Annotated in this window: 16 protein-coding genes; 7 read left to right on the top strand and 9 right to left on the bottom strand. The window is 55.8% G+C overall.

The features are described from left to right. The first annotated feature begins 153 nt into the window (after positions 1-153). Entirely contained in the window at positions 154-486 is a 333-nt protein-coding gene (locus SPL01S_RS11200; protein ID WP_004945049.1) for an SMR family transporter, read from the top strand. Between the two features lie 552 nt (positions 487-1,038). Next, a complete protein-coding gene (locus SPL01S_RS11195; protein ID WP_062790523.1) occupies positions 1,039-1,299 on the top strand; it encodes a DUF333 domain-containing protein in 261 nt (86 codons plus the stop codon). Positions 1,300-1,343: 44 nt separating this feature from the next. Here the strand turns inward: SPL01S_RS11195 and hslJ are convergent, their stop codons facing one another. Both hslJ and SPL01S_RS11185 read right to left on the bottom strand, forming a co-directional pair. After that, positions 1,344-1,772, bottom strand: coding sequence for a heat shock protein HslJ (gene hslJ, locus SPL01S_RS11190; protein ID WP_063199749.1), 429 nt, complete (start codon positions 1,770-1,772; stop codon positions 1,344-1,346). A gap of 20 nt (positions 1,773-1,792) precedes the next feature. Then, positions 1,793-2,785, bottom strand: a complete 993-nt coding sequence (locus SPL01S_RS11185) for a 2-hydroxyacid dehydrogenase (protein ID WP_004945038.1) — start codon at positions 2,783-2,785, stop codon at positions 1,793-1,795. A gap of 477 nt (positions 2,786-3,262) precedes the next feature. Here SPL01S_RS11185 and SPL01S_RS11180 point away from each other — a divergent pair, with 477 nt between their 5' ends. From SPL01S_RS11180 to SPL01S_RS11170, 3 genes are read left to right on the top strand one after another with little or no spacing between them, the layout of a single operon-like run. Next, positions 3,263-5,875, top strand: coding sequence for a YdbH family protein (locus tag SPL01S_RS11180; RefSeq protein ID WP_063199746.1), 2,613 nt, complete (start codon positions 3,263-3,265; stop codon positions 5,873-5,875). After that, on the top strand, positions 5,872-6,069 hold the full coding sequence (locus tag SPL01S_RS11175; RefSeq protein ID WP_004945033.1) for a YnbE family lipoprotein: 198 nt from the start codon (positions 5,872-5,874) through the stop codon (positions 6,067-6,069). Before SPL01S_RS11180 ends, SPL01S_RS11175 begins: the two co-directional genes overlap by 4 nt. Before the next feature lie 14 nt (positions 6,070-6,083). After that, positions 6,084-6,407 carry a YdbL family probable chaperone protein gene (locus SPL01S_RS11170; protein ID WP_063199743.1) on the top strand — a complete coding sequence of 108 codons (324 nt, stop codon included), beginning with the start codon at positions 6,084-6,086 and terminating at the stop codon, positions 6,405-6,407. 127 nt (positions 6,408-6,534) lie between these two features. Here the strand turns inward: SPL01S_RS11170 and azoR are convergent, their stop codons facing one another. Next, on the bottom strand, positions 6,535-7,140 hold the full coding sequence (gene azoR / locus SPL01S_RS11165) for an FMN-dependent NADH-azoreductase (RefSeq protein WP_004945026.1): 606 nt from the start codon (positions 7,138-7,140) through the stop codon (positions 6,535-6,537). A gap of 269 nt (positions 7,141-7,409) precedes the next feature. Between azoR and hrpA the strand changes: the two genes are divergently transcribed. Beyond that, positions 7,410-11,297: an ATP-dependent RNA helicase HrpA gene (gene hrpA / locus SPL01S_RS11160; protein ID WP_073972045.1), complete on the top strand. Its 3,888-nt coding sequence runs from the start codon at positions 7,410-7,412 to the stop codon at positions 11,295-11,297. 35 nt (positions 11,298-11,332) lie between these two features. On the opposite strand, the gene SPL01S_RS11155 is transcribed toward hrpA, so the two are convergent. The 3 genes from SPL01S_RS11155 to asr all read right to left on the bottom strand — a co-directional run bounded on the left by SPL01S_RS11155 (position 11,333) and on the right by asr (position 12,747). Then, a complete protein-coding gene (locus SPL01S_RS11155; RefSeq protein WP_013813091.1) occupies positions 11,333-12,154 on the bottom strand; it encodes a trypsin-like serine peptidase in 822 nt (273 codons plus the stop codon). 128 nt (positions 12,155-12,282) lie between these two features. Next, entirely contained in the window at positions 12,283-12,363 is an 81-nt protein-coding gene (ydgU, locus tag SPL01S_RS25900; RefSeq protein WP_100220758.1) for a small membrane protein YdgU, read from the bottom strand. Positions 12,364-12,456: 93 nt separating this feature from the next. Next, complete coding sequence (gene asr, locus SPL01S_RS11150; RefSeq protein WP_013813090.1) at positions 12,457-12,747, bottom strand: acid resistance repetitive basic protein Asr; 291 nt, start codon at positions 12,745-12,747, stop codon at positions 12,457-12,459. Between the two features lie 174 nt (positions 12,748-12,921). Here asr and SPL01S_RS11145 point away from each other — a divergent pair, with 174 nt between their 5' ends. Next, positions 12,922-13,827, top strand: a complete 906-nt coding sequence (locus SPL01S_RS11145; RefSeq protein WP_062870985.1) for an alpha/beta fold hydrolase — start codon at positions 12,922-12,924, stop codon at positions 13,825-13,827. Between the two features lie 172 nt (positions 13,828-13,999). Here SPL01S_RS11145 and SPL01S_RS11140 read toward each other — a convergent pair whose 3' ends face one another. The 3 genes from SPL01S_RS11140 to rstA all read right to left on the bottom strand — a co-directional run bounded on the left by SPL01S_RS11140 (position 14,000) and on the right by rstA (position 17,588). Next, complete coding sequence (locus SPL01S_RS11140) at positions 14,000-15,499, bottom strand: carboxypeptidase M32 (RefSeq protein ID WP_062870984.1); 1,500 nt, start codon at positions 15,497-15,499, stop codon at positions 14,000-14,002. 62 nt (positions 15,500-15,561) lie between these two features. Next, entirely contained in the window at positions 15,562-16,866 is a 1,305-nt protein-coding gene (rstB, locus tag SPL01S_RS11135) for a two-component system sensor histidine kinase RstB (RefSeq protein ID WP_062870983.1), read from the bottom strand. Then, on the bottom strand, positions 16,863-17,588 hold the full coding sequence (gene rstA / locus SPL01S_RS11130; protein ID WP_004945009.1) for a two-component system response regulator RstA: 726 nt from the start codon (positions 17,586-17,588) through the stop codon (positions 16,863-16,865). Before rstA ends, rstB begins: the two co-directional genes overlap by 4 nt. Positions 17,589-17,612 lie beyond the last annotated feature (24 nt).

Genomic DNA, 17,612 nt, shown 5'->3' with positions numbered 1-17,612 from the left:
TGTGTGGCGGGCGAAAAATCAACAGGGCACATGCACGAGGTAATATTTTCGGTAAAAATTGTTTTCAAACGGAGAATTAGCCGGGTGGTTTAACGACAATTTATTCGCGACGCGCCATACTGGTGAACGTGTTCACTTACAGAAGAAAAAACGATGAGCGGATTTATCTATTTGACCATGGCGATTGTTGCGGAAGTGATCGCCACCACCATGTTGAAAGCCTCTGAAGGCTTTACCCGACTGTGGCCCTCGCTGGTGGTTGTCGTGGGCTACGCCGTGGCGTTCTGGGGGCTGTCAATGGTGGTGAAAACCATGCCGCTGGGGATAGTCTATGCTATCTGGTCGGGTATGGGCATTGTTCTGGTGTCGATAGCGGCCGTATTCGTCTATCAGCAAAAGCTGGATCTGCCTGCGGTGATCGGCATGGTATTAATTATTGCCGGCGTACTGGTGATTAATTTACTGTCGAAAACGGCGGCGCATTGATTGTTATTTTAATGTGAAAATAGCCAGCGTGACATTCAGTTACGCTGGCTGAATCATTCAGGAATAAATAACGGAAAATAAGGGGCTGTTGTACCCAGCCAATTTCAAATTAAGGCCAACACAGCTACAGCCTGAATGCCGCGGATGTATTAACCCGTAACAGGGCTGCCCGCAATATCTCCCGCTCCGGCAGCTAAAAATGCGCAGCAGCCCTAGAGCCCCACCTCCGCCTCGCTCGCCAGCAAGTTTTCAAACTTGTGTTGTCACTGCCTCCTCGCCACGGCGACGCCGTTGCCTGCAAACCCGCAGTACGTCACCGACCCTCGGTGCCGGCATGGCATCGGAGCTAAAGAAATTCCGTAACGTTAATAATGGCGATTTTGTTCAAATAAACGCCAAATAATTGCAGGAATATATTTCCATAATTAATTTATCAGGCTAAATTAAACGGGTTTGCATCAAAGATAACTGAACGTGTCCGCATTTAAAGTGACGCGGGTTATCAGCAATGGCGATTTTACACAGCGCAGTTCCGGGTTCAGGAGTGAAATAATGCAAAAATCAACGTGGCTGCTTGCCGGCGCCGTACTGCTTTTGGCCGCATGCAGCAGCAAGAGTGAAGAACCAGTTCAGCAGGGCAACAGCGCAAGAATCAATACGTTACAGACCAGCGCCAACTGCGCCAGCGTTGGCGGCGTCACTACCGTGGCTCATAATTTAAACGGTGAAGCGGTAAGAATGTGCCAGATGCCGAACGGTAAGCAGTGTGAGGAGTGGACCCTGGGTAAAGGGGCTTGCTCGACCGCCGGTTAACAAGAAAGAACACCAGGCCGATCACACAGCCTGGTGAACAGGGATCACTGCACCCAGTCTCGCAGGGTATATACCAGGACATGGTCGCCGCCGCTCAGCGTTAACTGCTGAGCGTTGAGGTTGATTTTTGCCCCTTTTTCCAGCACTGTGCTGAGGGTCTGATCCCACTGATTGCGCTGCGCATCGGTGCACAGCATCCGCGTTGAGGCCAGGTTTTTCACCGTCAGCACACTGTTTTGCAACTGACCGCTGCCGAAGAAGCGGTTACACATCGCGCCGGAAACATGCATTTTTTCACCGAACTCAATGCTCGGGGCGTTACCGGGCTGCGGTTTCACCGCAACGCCGTCCACGCTTTGCAGCACGAAATTGTGATGTAACAGGTCGTCTTCCGTGACCGTTTTACCGCTCTGGCTCATTCCACACCCCGTTAATAACAGCGCTGCTAACGCCATCGGCAGGCACTTTTTCATGCGTTTCCCTCACTAAAAAATCAGGCGTTAAGCTGATTAGGGCAATTTTCACCGCGATCCAACTGATTGACGTTTTTCAGTGTGGTTTCCGAGATGCTGGTCAGCGCCTCTTCAGTCAGGAAAGCCTGGTGACCGGTGAACAACACATTGTGGCAGGCTGACAGGCGACGGAATACGTCATCTTGAATCACGTCATTGGATTTGTCTTCGAAGAACAAGTCGCGTTCATTTTCATATACGTCCATCCCCAGCGCGCCGATTTTCTGTTGCTTCAACGCGTCAATTGCCGCCGAGGAGTCAATCAGGCCGCCACGACTGGTGTTGATGATCATGACACCGTCCTTCATCATCGCAAAAGCATCGGTATTCAGCAGGTGATGGTTTTCCGGCGTCAGCGGGCAGTGCAGGGTGATCACGTCCGATTGCGCGTACAGCGTTTTCAGATCGACATATTCTGCGCCCAACTCCAGCGCTTGCTCGCTTGGATAGGGATCGTAAGCCAACAGTTTCATGCCGAACCCTTTCAGGATACGCATGGCTGCCACGCCAATTTTACCGGTGCCGATCACCCCGGCGGTGCGATTATGCATGTTGAAGCCGATCAGCCCCTCGAGCGAGAAGTTGGCGTCGCGGGTACGTTGGTAGGCGCGGTGGATGCGTCGGTTAAGACACATCATCATCCCCACGGCGTGCTCCGCCACCGCCTCCGGAGAATAAGCCGGTACGCGGACCACTTTGATGCCCAATTCTTTGGCGGCGTCCAGGTCCACATTGTTGAAACCGGCGCAACGCAGGGCCAGGATTTCAACCCCCAGCGCCGCCAGCTCTTCAAGCACTTCACGGCTGCCGTCGTCATTGACGAAAATGCACACCGCTTTGCAACCGGCGGCAGTTTTGGCGGTTTTCTTGCTGAGCAGGAAGTCGAAGAACTCCAGTTCATAACCAAACTGTTGATTCACCAGTTCGAGATATTTACGGTCGTACTGTTTGGTGCTGTATATCGCCAATTTCATCGTGGTTTCTCCCGCGTGATTTTGTGACGAATTTAACAGATTTTAGTAAATTCTACAATTGGTTAGCTTATCTTCGGTATGGGTAAAACGCTTTGTTGGGGGCAGGATTAAGAGTAGCGGAAGGGCGCGGAGGTGCGAGGTAAAAAAATCCCCACGGGGGGTGGGGAATGGCTTCTCTAGTACAGTAAGCTCGCGGCTGACTTTTGTTAGAATGCTTGCAAGACTATTAATGAACAACCGCAACTACAATAACAAAAATCTGAAACACATCTTATTCACATGATGAATATGTAACTAAAGTCTACAAGGGCAGCATCGATGGCTGGAAAACCGCCTGAACAGGCGTTACCGGTGCTATCGACTTCACCCTATGTTAAATTCGTGCCATCATTATTGCCAATTCAGGCATAGACTTACCCTTAAATGGCGTTCGGTTTGGGGGGATAATGCCTAACTCAGGAATGAAGCAATCATTTAATGACTAAGCGATTGAAAGTATTCATAGGGATTGTGACAGGTATTGTGATCCTGCTGCTGGCGCTGTGGCAAACCCTGCCGCGCTGGCTGCCGCGCGTGCTTGCTCATTGGCTGCCGCAGGGCAGTCAGTTGGTTTTGCAGGGTAAACCGCGGTGGCAGCAGGGTGCCTTGCAACTGGATGGCGCCCGGTTTACCGCACAGGATTGTTTGCTGGCCGCCGTCGGGCCGACCCGGTTGACTTATCGGCAGGGGCGCTGGCAACTGATCGGCGACAAACTCAGCATTGATAGCGCCTGTTTATCAAAGTTGCCTGCCGGCGACGCCAACAGCGCTCCTCTGGCGCTTGATAAGTTGCAAAAACAGCTGCCGTTACTGGATGTCACCATCAATGATTTCACGGTAATCCCGTGGCAACACTACGCCGGAAAGCTGCAATTGCAAGCTTCTGCTGGCGGCCAGCACCTGCGGTATCAGGGGAAGAACCTCAGCGTCGAAGCCGTGCTGGATAAACATCAGCAACTGACGCTGAACAGCGTGACGCTTACCCCGCCCAACAGCCCGCAACCCCTGCATTTGACCGGCAAGATTGCCATTCCGCTGGATTTGGACAGCCTGCCTGCGCAGGGCGCGTTGCAGGGCGAGATGCAAACCGGTTATCTCGAGAAACCGTTGCTGCTCGATATGCGCTGGCAACAGCAGCAAGGCGTGTTGACGCTGACGGAAAAGGGCGACGATAAGCCGCTGGTGACGTTACCCTGGGAAATCACCCCGCAGCAGGTCAGCATCAATCAAGGCGAGTGGCGTTGGCCCTACAGCCAGCAGCCGCTTAACGGCGGGCTGAACGTGGCGCTGCACGACTGGAGCAAGGGGCTTGATGAAACCCAAATCAGCGCTCGTTTGAATGTGATTACCGCCGGCCACAATGGTAAAGGCAATGCGGTGTTGACGCTGGGGCCGGGCAAGGTCGGATTGATCGATAGCGATCTGCGTTTCCAACTGACCGGCCAGGCGAATCTGGCCGATTTTTCCATGACAGCCTCTATTCCCGGCATTCTCAGTGGCACTATCCTTAATCCCACGCTGGTCTTGCAGCCAGGGTCATTGCTACGCCTGTGGGGCAACGCCTCGCCGGAAATGAAACTGGAAGAGGCACGCCTGCCGCTGGCCGGCGTCAAGGTTACCGCCGGCGGCATTACCGGCCGCCTGCAGGCCATCATCAGCGCCAGCGACAGTTACTGGGGCCGCTTTAAACTGCATCTGGACGGCAAAGCGCAGGATTTTTGGCCGGACCACGGCAATTGGCAATGGCGCTATTGGGGGAAGGGACAGTTACCGCCGTTGCAGGCGGCCTGGGACGTTGCCGGCAGCGGCAGTTGGCAGGACACGACGATTGTTCTCGATCGCCTTTCCACCGGCTTTGACAAGCTGAAGTACGGCCTGGTGACGGTGGATGCGCCGCGTCTCAGCCTGGGGCAGCCACTGCGCTGGCAGCGTGGCGAGCAGAACCCCGCGTTCAATGCCGATATACAACTGGTGGCCGGCAAGGTCAGTTTCACGGACGGTGGTCACTTACCCGCACCGGTGCTGGCGTTGCAGCTTAAAGGTACGACGCCGGACAGCTTCCAGTGGCAGGGCAAATTGCAGGCGGAACAGATTGGGCCCATCGCCTTGCATGGCCGTTGGGACGGCGAGCGGCTGCGCGGCGAAGGCTGGTGGCCGAAACAATCGCTGAAAGTATTCCAGCCGTTGATCTCGCCGGATCTCAATATCAAACTGCGCGACGGCGAGTTTTATGCTCAGTCGGCCTTTTCTGCCGCCCGCGTACAGGGCTTTGAAGCCGGTGGCCACTGGGTCGTGAACAATGGCGGCATGTGGCTGAAAGACGGTGAGATGAGCGGTCTGGATTTTGTCATGTCCTACCGATTGAAAAATCATTTGTGGCAACTGGGCGCCAAAGGGCCGGTGACGCTGCGCATCAAGTCATTCAGCAATCTGTTCGAAATGCAGAATATCACGGCCGATCTTCAGGGCTTTTATCCCTACAGCGAGCCGGCGCCGTTAACGTTGAGCAATGTCGGCCTGGATGTGCTGAACGGGCATATCAGCCTGTCGGCGTTGCGGATGCCGCAACATGATGCTGCGGTGCTGAAGCTGGATAAAGTGGATCTGAGCGCGCTGTTTACCGCTTTGAAGCCAAAACAGCTTGCCATGTCCGGCAAGGTCGACGGTGAGCTGCCTCTGTACCTCAATCACCCCAAATGGCTGGTGCGCAATGGGTGGATCGCCAATGCCGGCATGCTGACGCTGCGGCTGGACAAAGACATGGCAGATGCTATCGGCAGCAATAATCTGGCGACCGGGGCGGCGATAGACTGGCTGCGCTACATGGAGATCAACCGTTCGCGGGCCAGTGTCGATCTCGACAATTTGGGCGAACTGACGCTAAAAGCGCACATTGACGGGCTTAACCCGCAAAAAAGTGCCAAACGTGAGGTTATCCTGAACTATACCCATCAGGAAAACGTGTTTCAGCTATGGCGCAGTCTGCGCTTTGGCGACAATTTACAGGAGTGGCTAGAGCAGGCCCTCTCAAAACCCGGGGAACAACCATGAAAATCATCAGCGGGCCCTTGCTGGTCGCCGTATTGGGCACTTCTTTGCTGAGCGGCTGCGTGCCGCGTATTGAGGTCGCGACGCCCAAAGACCCGATTACCATCAATATGAACGTGAAGATCGAACATGAAATACACATCAAGGTGGATAAGGACGTCGATAATCTGCTGAAAACCCAAAGCGGTCTGTTCTAGGAGCCAAACCAAAAATGAAAAAACGTTATTTAGGCTTGGTGGGGGTCGCTTGGTTATTCAGCAGTATGGCGATGGCGCTGACGCTGGATGAAGCCAAACAGCAGGGCCGGGTGGGCGAGACGCTCAGCGGCTATATTGCCCCGGTCAAGCAGGACGCCGAAACCCTGGAGCTGGTGAAAAATATTAACGCCGGACGTACCGAAAAATATCAGGAAGTGGCGGACGGCAACCATATTGCCATCGATGAAGTGGCGCGCATGGCCGGGCAGAAGCTGGTGACGCGTGCGCCCGCGGGAGAGTACGTGCGTGGCATTAACGGTCAGTGGTTGAAGAAATAAAAAAGCGCGCCGTTTGGCGCGCAGCGGCAATACAAATCTGGAATTTTTATGAGGGCACTGCAGGTCTGAAAGGTATTAACGCAGATCGGTAGGGTTCGGCAGGGGCACATTGCCCCTGCGAGAAGCATCAGGCGGCGACAACTTGCGCCAGCACGGCTTTGGCATCGGCCTGCGCTTTGGTGGCAACGTCCGGGCCATAGGCGATGCCTTCGGCGAAGACGAACTCAACGTCGGTAATGCCGATGAAGCCCAGGAACAGACGCAGGTAAGGTTCAACCAGATCGGTTGGCGTGCCTTTATGAATGCCGCCGCGGCTGGTCAGGATGATGGCGCGTTTGCCTTTCACCAGACCTTCCGGGCCGTTTTCGGTGTAACGGAAGGTCACGCCGGCACGGGCAATCAGGTCGAAATAGTTTTTCAGCTGAGTCGGGATGTTGAAGTTGTACATCGGCGCCGCCATAACGATGGTGTCATTGGCCTGCAGCTCGGCAATCAGTTCGTCTGACAGCGCCAGCGCTTCTTGCTGACGTGGGGTCAGTGGCGTATCGGAAGGACGCAGTGCGCCAACCAGCTCGCCGTCGAGCACCGGGATGGGCTGTGCGGCCAGATCGCGGACGGTAATGGTGTCGTTGCCGTGGGTGTTGGCCCACTGTTCCACGAAGAAATCGGCCAGTTGGTTGGACTGAGAATAACCCGCCAGGATGCTTGATTTGAGAACCAATACTTTGCTCATCGGTAATTCCTTACGTTATGACAGTGACATCAGGACAACGCGTCCCTTGCATGCAGTACACTCTATTCACATTCTTCCAACAGTGATAGCGCAATATTTCGAGATCTTTGTTCGATTTTATTGAATGACCCAATGCCGCTTAAGCAGATGGATTATGGGGAAAAAGCGGCTTGTGATATTCTGAGCGGCTAAAGCTGAAAACGTGCTTACACATCATTAAACCGTTGCTAAACCTTGATACGGCAGCGATGAGACAAGGAATACCGAACGTGAAATCTCCGCTCGCGGCATCCTCTGCCCAACTGGGCGAACTGATGCTCCGTGATCAACAACGCCTGCAACGTCGGTTGCAGGGCGCACGAAAAATCAAAAATCCCGATGCTCAGCAGGCGGTCGTCGCTGAAGTAGAAAGTGACATTGCGGCTGCGTTGCAGAAAGTGCAGGCGCGCGCCGCCTCTTGCCCGAAAATCACCTATCCGGAAAACCTGCCGGTCAGCCAGAAAAAGCAGGATATCCTGAACGCGATCCGTGACCATCAGGTAGTGATTGTCGCCGGGGAAACCGGTTCGGGGAAAACCACCCAGTTGCCGAAGATCTGCCTGGAGCTGGGGCGTGGGGTGAAGGGGCTGATCGGCCATACCCAGCCACGGCGCCTGGCGGCGCGCACCGTAGCAAACCGCATTGCCGATGAGCTGGAAACGCCGCTCGGCGGCAGCGTCGGTTATAAGGTGCGTTTTAACGATCAGGTCGGGGAAAATACGCTGGTCAAGCTGATGACCGACGGTATTTTGCTGGCGGAAATCCAGCAGGACCGGCTGCTGATGCAGTACGACACGCTGATTATCGATGAAGCGCACGAACGCAGCCTGAATATCGACTTTATCCTCGGTTATCTGCGCGAACTGTTGCCGAAACGCCCGGATCTGAAAGTCATCATTACCTCGGCAACCATCGATCCGCAGCGGTTTTCGCGCCATTTCAATCACGCGCCGATTATCGAAGTTTCCGGCCGCACTTATCCGGTCGAGGTGCGTTATCGCCCGGTGGTGGACGACGCCGAGGATACCGATCGCGATCAACTGCAGGCGATTTTCGACGCGGTGAATGAACTCGGCCGCGAAGGGCCTGGGGATATCCTGATCTTTATGAGCGGCGAGCGTGAAATTCGCGATACCGCCGACGCGTTGAACCGTCTTGATTTACCGCATACCGAAGTATTGCCGCTGTATGCGCGGCTATCGAACAGCGAACAAAACCGGGTGTTCCAGTCGCATCACGGCCGCCGCATCGTGCTGGCGACCAACGTGGCGGAAACCTCTCTGACGGTGCCGGGTATCAAGTACGTCATCGATCCGGGCACCGCACGCATCAGCCGCTACAGTTTCCGCACCAAGGTCCAGCGCCTGCCGATCGAGCCGGTGTCGCAGGCTTCCGCCAACCAGCGTAAAGGCCGCTGCGGCCGCGTGTCGGATGGTATCTGTATCCGCCTGTACTCCGAACAGGATTTCCTGTCGCGGCCGGAGTTTACCGATCCGGAGATCCTGCGCACCAACCTGGCGTCGGTTATCTTGCAGATGACGTCGCTCGGGCTGGGGGATATCGCCGCATTCCCGTTTGTCGAAGCGCCGGACAAGCGCAATATTCTGGACGGCGTGCGCCTTTTGGAGGAGTTGGGCGCGATTAAAACGGCTGAAAACGGCCATTATCAGCTCACCCCGCAGGGCCGCCAACTGGCGCAATTGCCTATCGACCCGCGTCTGGCGCGGATGGTGCTGGAAGCGCAAAAGAGCGGCAGCGTGCGTGAGGTGATGATCATCACTGCCGCGCTGTCGATCCAGGATCCGCGAGAGCGGCCGATGGACAAGCAGCAAGCGTCGGACGAGAAACACCGTCGTTTCGCCGATAAAGACTCGGACTTCCTGGCTTACGTTAACCTGTGGGACTACCTGAAAGAGCAGCAAAAAGAGCACTCCTCCGGCCAGTTCCGCCGGCTGTGCCGCAATGATTTCCTTAACTACCTGCGGGTGCGTGAATGGCAGGATATCTACACCCAACTGCGCCAGGTGGTGAAAGAACTGGGGCTGCCGGTTAACAGCGAGCCTTCCGATTACCGCAGCGTGCATACCGCGTTGCTCACCGGGTTGCTGTCGCACATTGGCCAGAAGGATGCCGACAAGCAAGAGTTCACCGGTGCCCGCAACGCCCGTTTCTCGATCTTCCCAGGCTCCGGCCTGTTCAAGAAGCCGCCGAAGTGGACGATGGTGGCAGAACTGGTGGAAACCAGCCGCCTGTGGGGCCGCATTGCCGCGCGCATCGAGCCTGAGTGGATTGAACCGCTGGCCCAGCATCTGGTGAAGCACAGTTACAGCGAACCGCATTGGTCCAAATCCCAGGGCGCGGTGATGGCCAGCGAAAAAGTGACGCTGTTTGGGTTGCCGATTGTCGCCGCGCGGCCAGTCAATTACAGCACTATTGATCCGCTGCTGTGCCGTGAGCTGTTTATCCGTCATGCACTGGTGGAAGGCGACTGGCAGACGCGGCATGCATTCTTCAGCGCCAACCTGAAGCTGCGCGCCGAGGTGGAAGAGCTGGAACATAAATCGCGCCGCCGTGACATTCTGGTGGATGACGAGACTTTGTTCAGTTTCTACGACCAGCACATTCCGAGCGATGTGGTGTCCGGGCGTCATTTTGACAACTGGTGGAAAACCGCCGGTAAACAAAAGCCGGACCTGCTCAGTTTTGAAAAAGAGATGCTGATCAAGGACGGCGCCAACAAGGTCAGCGCGCTGGACTACCCGAACGCCTGGCACCAGGGCAATCTCAAGCTACGCCTGACTTACCAGTTTGAACCTGGCACCGATGCCGATGGTGTCACGGTCCACATTCCTCTGCCTATTCTCAACCAGATTGAAGATCAGAGTTTCGAATGGCAGATCCCGGGGATTCGCCGTGAGTTGGTGATTGCGTTGATCAAGTCGCTACCGAAACCGGTTCGCCGTAACTTTGTGCCGGCGCCGAACTACGCCGAGGCTTTCCTCGGGCGGGTGACCGCGTTGGAGCTGCCGCTGCTGGATGCGCTGGAACGTGAATTGCGGCGCATGACTGGCGTGACGGTGTCACGAGACGACTGGCACTGGGATCAGGTACCCGATCATCTTAAAATGACGTTCCGGGTGGTGGGTGAAAATCACAAAACCTTGCTCGAAGGCAAAGATCTGACGGCGCTGAAGCTGCAATTGAAGGATAAAGTGCAGGAGACGCTGTCGGCGGTGGCGGATGATGGGCTGGAACAGAGCAATTTGCATATCTGGAGCTTCGGCAAACTGCCCGAGTTTTATGAGCAGAAACGCGGCGGCTACTCGATGAAAGCCTACCCGGCGCTGGTGGATGAAAAAGACAGCGTGGCGATCCGCCTGTTCGACAGCGAGCAAGAGCAGCAACAGGCGATGTGGCAGGGTACGCGCCGCCTGTTGTTGCTGAATATCCCATCGCCAATCAAGTATCTGCATGAAAAACTGCCGAACAAAGCCAAGCTGGGGCTGTATTTTAACCCTTATGGCAAGGTGTTGGATCTGATCGACGATTGCATCTCGTGCGGTATCGACAAGCTGATTGCCGAACATGGCGGGCCGGTATGGCAGGAAGATAACTTCGCACGCTTGCAAGAGTTGGTGCGCGGCGAGCTGAATGAAACTGTGGTGGGGGTAGCCAGGCAGGTCGAGCAGATCCTGACCACGGTATTCAACATCAACAAGCGGCTGAAGGGCCGGGTGGACATGTCGTTGGCGCTGGCGCTGTCGGATATCAAAACCCAGCTTGGTGGCCTGATTTATCGCGGGTTCGTCACCAACAACGGCTGGAAGCGCCTGCCGGATACGCTGCGTTATTTGCAGGCGATTGAACGCCGGCTGGAGAAGCTGGCGATCGATCCGCACCGCGATCGCGCGCAGATGCTGCGGGTGGATCAGGTGCAGCAGGCGTGGCAACAGTGGCTGAACAAGCTGCCGCCGAAACGTCGGCAGGATGACGAGGTGAAAGAAGTGCGCTGGATGATCGAAGAGCTGCGCGTCAGTCTGTTCGCCCAGCAACTCGGCACGCCTTATCCGATTTCGGACAAACGTATCTTGCAGACTATCGAACAGCTCTCGGCCTAGACAAAGAGGGGGGTCAGTATGCTGACCCCCCATCGTTATTTTCCTGCAGCCAGCGCGTCCAGCGCATCGCGTATGCCGGTCACTGCCAACGCGCGGTTATCGGCGCGGTAACGGTCTTTGGCTGCCGGCGCGGAGCTTTGAATGGCGATCAACGACCAACCGTCGTTGGTTTTCAGCAGCAAGGGCGAACCGCTGTCACCAGGCAGGGTATCGCACTGGTGCGACAGCACCCCCTGTTGCGCCCAACCCGTCACTTTACAGTTCTGGTGGCTGTAGAGATCGTCCAGATGATCTCCCGGGTAACCCGCTTGGGTAATCAGCCGTTTTGACTGTTTCATCGCCAGAGTGAGCGCTTTGCTGTCGCCTTGCCACAGAGGCAGAGGTTTAATCGGCAGCGGTTTTTTATCCTTCAGGCGGATCAGCGCAAAGTCATAGGCTGCGGCAGCCGGCGGCACAATCCATCCCTCGCCGTCAGGCTTGAGTTTTTTCCCTAACTTGCGGTCGACCAGCGTTTCGATATTGTCGGTCTGGTATTTCCAGCTCTTATTGCCGGCAACAAAACGCAGGGCGATGGCCTTATCCAATTGGCCTGGCGGCGCCAGTACGCAATGGCCGGCGGTAAGCGCCAGATGGGGGGAAATCAGTGTGGCGGTGCACAAGTTGCCGCTGGCGGTTTCCACCTGGCCAATTGCCTGCCAGGGCCACCCCTCGGTTTCTGTGACTTTTATCCGATCATCCTTACCAAAAAATAAGCGGGTTTGCTCAGCCGTCGACGCGTCGGATGGGCTGTCGGCCCGGGCTGAGAGGGAGAATGCGAGCGGGAATGAGCACAGCAACAGCAAAACGGTTATGCGCATAGATCTCTTGCCTGGCAAATACGAATCATCCATAAACACACGGAATGCTAACTATAGACTGATTTAGCTGTTGTGTGGATGGGCAGTGATTGATTTTTCGATAATTTATAACCGGCGGAAATCTGTGGCTACAAATAAAAGAAGGTGGCGACCAACCCGCACAGGATCAGGGCGACCAGAATGATTTCAAATAAGTAGCGGCGCAGCATTGATGAGAACCCCCGATGAAAAAACACCCGGCGAACCGGGTGTTGGACAAATCAATTCTGGACTGGTGAGGGGAGCCTCACATCAGATTGCTGTTACGCAGCTTTTTTATGGCTGGTTTTTTTGTGGTGTTTTTTTGCTGCCTGAGCTTTCTGAGCCGGGGCTTTTTTAGCGGTGGCTTTGTGATGCTTTTTAGCCGACTGCGCTTTTTGAACTGCTGCTTTTTTTGCGTGATGTTTTTTCACGTGAGTGGTTTTAGCCGGTGCAGCAGTAGTGGTGGTCGCCGTCGCCGCAGGTGCGGTAGTGGTGGTTGCAGCGTCAGCAGCGAAGGCAACAGAAGACAGACCCATTGCAGCGGCAACAACCAGAGCTAATACTTTTTTCATAAAAGAATCCTCAAATTACTCGTCATGTATCAAGCCCACTGCGGGGCCGGTGTTAAGATAGTAGGCAAATGGCGGAATGCTTTCCGTGAGTGATTGGTTTCGGCGTGTAACCTAATGTACAAGCCGCGGGAGGTAGCTTGCAGCGGCGCGCCATAACGCAAAAAGGAACGGCAAATGAACGATATCGCGATCCGTCGCGGGCTCACAGAGCAGGGCGAAGTACCGATAGCCTACGAGGACTGGGGCAATATCGCTCATCCACCGTTGCTGTTGATTATGGGCATTGGCGCGCAGATGCTGCTGTGGCCGGACGATTTCTGCCGCGCGTTGGTGGATAAAGGCTTTCGGGTGATCCGCTTCGATAACCGCGATGTCGGCCTGTCCGGCAAGACGCAGGGCAAGAGGTTGCAGCCCTTGTGGCTATTGATATTGCGCGCTCAACTGGGCTGGCAAACCCAGGTGCCGTATTCGTTAGAAGATATGGCGAAAGACGCGGTGCATTTGCTGGATCACTTGCAAATAGCGCAGGCTCACGTGCTGGGTGCCTCAATGGGCGGCATGATTGCTCAGGTGCTGGCGGCGGAATACCCGCAGCGGGTAAAGTCGCTGACCATCTTGTTTTCCAGTACCAACCAACCGTTATTGCCGCCGCCGGCGCCTTCATTGCTGAAACTGTTGCTGCGGCGCCCGCCGGCAAATGCGACGCCGCAACAGCAATGCCAGTCTTTGAAAGAGGGGTTGCGCGCACTGGGAAGCCCGGCCTATCCGGTCGAGGAGGCGGAGCTTGATATACTGGTTAGGCGCTTATTAAAGCGGGGGATGGATGCCGAAGGCCTGCAACGGCAGTTGTCGGCGCTGCTCGGCAGTGGTGACTTGCGACGTTACAGCCGCCGGATCACGGCACCGACGCTGGTGATCCACGGCAATGCCGATCGCCTGGTGCGCAAAGCCGGTGGCGTTGCCGTCGCTCGAGCGATCGCCCATTCGCAACTGCAGGTCATCCCGAAGATGGGCCATGATCTGCCGCCTCAGTTGCGTTCGCAGTTGATAGAGATGATCAGCGCACACGCCGCGCGGTAGCCTGGCCGGCAGAAATGCGCCGGCCTGCAGGGTTATTTTAGTTACAACATACATATGTGATGCCGCCAACCGCCACTCTGTAGCTAAGGCGTCGTAAGTGAAGACAGTGCTCTATGGAGGGGCGTAGGCAAAGCAGGAGGGAAAAGGCACGGTTTTACCCGTGCCTGGGGCATTACAGATAGCGGTTTTCCAGGTGTTGACGGAAATAGCGTGGGTTGAGCGTTTCACCGGTAGCCTTGGTGATCAGCTCATCAGTAGAGAAACGGCTACCGTGACACCAGATATTCTGTTTCAGCCAATGGAATAACGGCGTCAGGTTACCTTCGGCGATGTCGCTGCTTAGCGAAGGCAGCGCTTCACGAACACTGTGGAACAGTTGCGCAGCGTACATCGCGCCCAACGTATAAGTCGGGAAGTAACCGAAAGCGCCGTCGGTCCAATGAATATCCTGCATGCAGCCATTGCGGTAGTTACCGACCGTATCCAGGCCAAGGTAATCGCGCATTTTTTCGTTCCACAGCGCCGGGATGTCTTCCACTTCAATAGCGCCTTCGACCAGGGCTTTCTCGATTTCATAACGCAGGATCACATGCGCCGGGTAACTCACTTCGTCCGCATCCACGCGGATCAGGCCAGGTTTAACGCGTTGATTCAGGCGGATGAAGTTGCTTTCTTCCAGCGCCGGCTGCTCACCGAACTGCTTGATAATCAACGGGCGCAGAATTTTCAGGAAATCGCCGCCACGCGCCAACTGCATTTCAAACAGCAGGCTTTGCGATTCGTGGATCGCGGTAGAACGCGCCTGCGCCACCGGTTGACCCAGCCAATCACGTGGCAGGTTCTGCTCGTAACGCGCATGGCCGGTTTCGTGGATAATGCCGAGCAATGCGGTATGAAATTCTTTCTCATTGTAGCGGGTGGTGATACGAACATCTTCCGGCACACCGCCGCAGAAGGGGTGTGCGCTGACGTCCACGCGGCCGCCGTCGAAGTTGAAACCGAGCAGTTTCATCACGCTCAGACCCAGTTGACGCTGGGTATCGACCTTGAACGGCCCCTCGGGAATGAGGCAAGGCTCTTGGGCCTGCCTGGTCACCACTTTTTGCAGGAGGTCGGGCAGCCAGGTTTTGAGATCGCCAAAAATACGGTCAATATCGCTGCTGCGCATGCCTGGCTCATACAGGTTGAGCAGGGCGTCATAGCGGCTTGAACCTGCCGCTTCAGCACGGATCTGCGCTTCCTGACGGGTCAGTTTGACCACTTCACGCAGGTTCTCCGAAAACCCTTCCCAGTCGTTGGCGGGGCGCTGGGAGCGCCAGGCGTGTTCACAACGTGCACCAGCCAGCGATTTAGCCTCAACCAGCGACTCCGGCACCAGTACGGCGTTGTCATATTGGCGGCGCATTTCCAGCAAATTGGCCTGGTCAAAACCATCCAGTGTTTCCTGCTGCGCGCGTTCAAAAAGGCGGCCGGTATTTTCCGCCGTCAAAATCTGGTGTTGCAGCACGCTCAGTTCGGCCAGTGCTTCCGAGCGCGCTTTGTTTCCGCCCGGCGGCATCATGGTCTGCATATCCCAGCCGGCAATGGCGGACAGGTGGCCGAATCTTGATAGTCGGGTGAAAATGGCGCGCAGTTCGCGGTAGGCGGATGAAGGCGAATGTGCAGATGTCATTGTTTGGCTCCCTATATTGTGAGCCGGATAACCTGATCGTTCAGACTGTTGTGCTGACGGGGTTACACCGGGTCTGCTTTTAAATTGAAAGTGGGCTTCACTGGCCAGCAGAAGCGGAAGCTGGCGCCGCCGAGTGAGCTGGCGTCTACGTAAACCTGGCCCTGATAGGCGACGGCGATAGAGTGAACAATCGCCAGGCCCAGCCCGCAACCGCCGGTGGCGCGATCGCGGCTGGGATCGAGGCGCACGAAGGGTTCGAACACGCGTTCGCGTTCTTCAGGTGGAATGCCTGGCCCGTCGTCTTCTACCTGCAGGCAGGCTGCGTCGCCGTCAAACCACAGGCCGATGCGCAGGCGTTGTTCGCTGTAGCGCAAGGCATTGTTCACCAGATTATCCAGTACCCGCTCCATCAGCCGTAAATCGACGCCGCCAAAATCGCCGGCATGCGGAATATCCAGCTGGATCTCGCGCTCCGGGTGAATCAGGCGCATATCCTCTACTTTGTCTTCCAGCCAGTTGGGCAGGTCGAGCGGTTCTATATTCAGCGCCACCTGTGGACGATCCAGCCGCGCGTAGGTCAGCAGCTCGTCTATCAGCGATTCCAACTGACCGATATCGCGGTTGAGCGCCTGTTGTTCGCCATCGGAAAGGTTATCGCTCATCGCTAACCGGTAGCGCAGCCGTACCAGAGGGGTGCGCAATTCATGGGCGATACCGTCAATCAACTGTTTTTTACTGGCAATCAGCGTATTGACGTTGTCCGCCATCTGGTTGAATGCCACCCCGAGCCGGTTCAGGCTCGAGGTCGGGTCAAAATGGGTGCGCTCATCCAGATGGCCTGCGCCGAGTCGTTGGGCGGCGTTCTCCAACTTGAGCAAATCTTGCCAGTGCGGACGCATCCATAAAAATACCGGCAACGCCAGCGACATGCCGATAAACACCAGCAGCGCCAGATCCAGCAGCCGCATTTGATGCAGGTAGAACAGGTACGGAATGGGGCCGACCACCAACACGTAATGGCTGCGCGGGATGCGTTGCATAAAGGTGTATTGATCGTCGAGAGCGATAATTTCGCCGAGGCGTAGACGTTTTTTCAGATCTTCACTCAGATCCTGTTTGCCGAGCGGTTCGATATGCAGCTTAAACGACAGATTCAAGTCCAGCGTCGCGATGGTTTTATTCCAGTCTTTCAATGGAATTTCCCGCAGTTCACTGCGCATCAGGTACAGCGAGCTTTTCATCAGGTCGTCCATTGACTGGCGACCGGCGCGTTCGGCTGTGACCTTGTACACCAGGCCCACCAACATCGCCATCACCAGAAAGCAGACGAACAGCAGCAGGAAGAACTGCACGAAAAGCTTTCTCATTGCTGTACGAACTCCCAGGCATTGGGTGCGAACAGGTAACCTTTATTGCGCACGGTTTTGACGCGGAAGGGCTCCAGCGCATTGTCGTACAGCTTGCGGCGCAGACGGGAAATCGCCACGTCGATGCTTCGATCAAGGCCGTCGTAGCTCACGCCGCGCAAATTCTGCAACAGTGCCTCGCGGTCCATGATCTGCCCGGCGTGGGTGGCCAGCTCCCACAACAGATCGAAATCCGAGGTGGAAAGGGTGATCACTTCTTCACCCAGCGTTACCTGGCGGTTAACCGGATCGATGCACAACAACCCGAAGTGCAGCGCATTGTGCTGGGTGATCGGTTGCGTTGACTCTTCCTTGGGGTGATTGCCATGCTGGCGCAGGTGTAAACGCAGCCGTGCCAGCAAAACCGCCGGCGGCGTGGTTTTCAGAATGTAATCGTTGGCACCCATTTCCAATGAAAGGATATGGTTCATATCGCTGTCGAGCGAAGTGAGCAGCACGATCGGCCCGGGGAAGGTCGGGCGCAAATCGCGGCACAGCGTCATGCCGTCTTTCCCGGGCAGCATAATGTCGAGCAGCACCAGGTCCGGCAGTTCTTGCTCTATGCGCGCTTGCGCACTGTCGCCACGTGGCTCAATCAACACTTCTATATCGTGCTTGCCCAAATAGGCGGCAATCAACTTGCCGACCTCAGGATCGTCTTCCACAAAAACAATTTTATGCATATTCAGCGGTTTTATAAGAATAAC

It is taken from the genome of Serratia plymuthica NBRC 102599 (assembly GCF_001590925.1).
GTDB lineage: Bacteria > Pseudomonadota > Gammaproteobacteria > Enterobacterales > Enterobacteriaceae > Serratia > Serratia plymuthica.
Note: the sequence above shows the minus strand (reverse complement) of the source record. Positions and strands in the feature narration are given on the sequence as shown.

What these genes read in the sequence shown, in the direction of transcription:
- SPL01S_RS11200 (WP_004945049.1), top strand. Translation starts at nt 154, where the DNA reads ATGAGCGGATTTATCTATTTGACCATGGCGATTGTTGCGGAAGTGATC.
- SPL01S_RS11195 (WP_062790523.1), top strand. Translation starts at nt 1,039, where the DNA reads ATGCAAAAATCAACGTGGCTGCTTGCCGGCGCCGTACTGCTTTTGGCC.
- hslJ (WP_063199749.1), bottom strand. Translation starts at nt 1,772, where the DNA reads ATGAAAAAGTGCCTGCCGATGGCGTTAGCAGCGCTGTTATTAACGGGG.
- SPL01S_RS11185 (WP_004945038.1), bottom strand. Translation starts at nt 2,785, where the DNA reads ATGAAATTGGCGATATACAGCACCAAACAGTACGACCGTAAATATCTC.
- SPL01S_RS11180 (WP_063199746.1), top strand. Translation starts at nt 3,263, where the DNA reads ATGACTAAGCGATTGAAAGTATTCATAGGGATTGTGACAGGTATTGTG.
- SPL01S_RS11175 (WP_004945033.1), top strand. Translation starts at nt 5,872, where the DNA reads ATGAAAATCATCAGCGGGCCCTTGCTGGTCGCCGTATTGGGCACTTCT.
- SPL01S_RS11170 (WP_063199743.1), top strand. Translation starts at nt 6,084, where the DNA reads ATGAAAAAACGTTATTTAGGCTTGGTGGGGGTCGCTTGGTTATTCAGC.
- azoR (WP_004945026.1), bottom strand. Translation starts at nt 7,140, where the DNA reads ATGAGCAAAGTATTGGTTCTCAAATCAAGCATCCTGGCGGGTTATTCT.
- SPL01S_RS11155 (WP_013813091.1), bottom strand. Translation starts at nt 12,154, where the DNA reads ATGCGCATAACCGTTTTGCTGTTGCTGTGCTCATTCCCGCTCGCATTC.
- ydgU (WP_100220758.1), bottom strand. Translation starts at nt 12,363, where the DNA reads ATGCTGCGCCGCTACTTATTTGAAATCATTCTGGTCGCCCTGATCCTG.
- asr (WP_013813090.1), bottom strand. Translation starts at nt 12,747, where the DNA reads ATGAAAAAAGTATTAGCTCTGGTTGTTGCCGCTGCAATGGGTCTGTCT.
- SPL01S_RS11145 (WP_062870985.1), top strand. Translation starts at nt 12,922, where the DNA reads ATGAACGATATCGCGATCCGTCGCGGGCTCACAGAGCAGGGCGAAGTA.
- SPL01S_RS11140 (WP_062870984.1), bottom strand. Translation starts at nt 15,499, where the DNA reads ATGACATCTGCACATTCGCCTTCATCCGCCTACCGCGAACTGCGCGCC.
- rstB (WP_062870983.1), bottom strand. Translation starts at nt 16,866, where the DNA reads ATGAGAAAGCTTTTCGTGCAGTTCTTCCTGCTGCTGTTCGTCTGCTTT.
- rstA (WP_004945009.1), bottom strand. Translation starts at nt 17,588, where the DNA reads ATGCATAAAATTGTTTTTGTGGAAGACGATCCTGAGGTCGGCAAGTTG.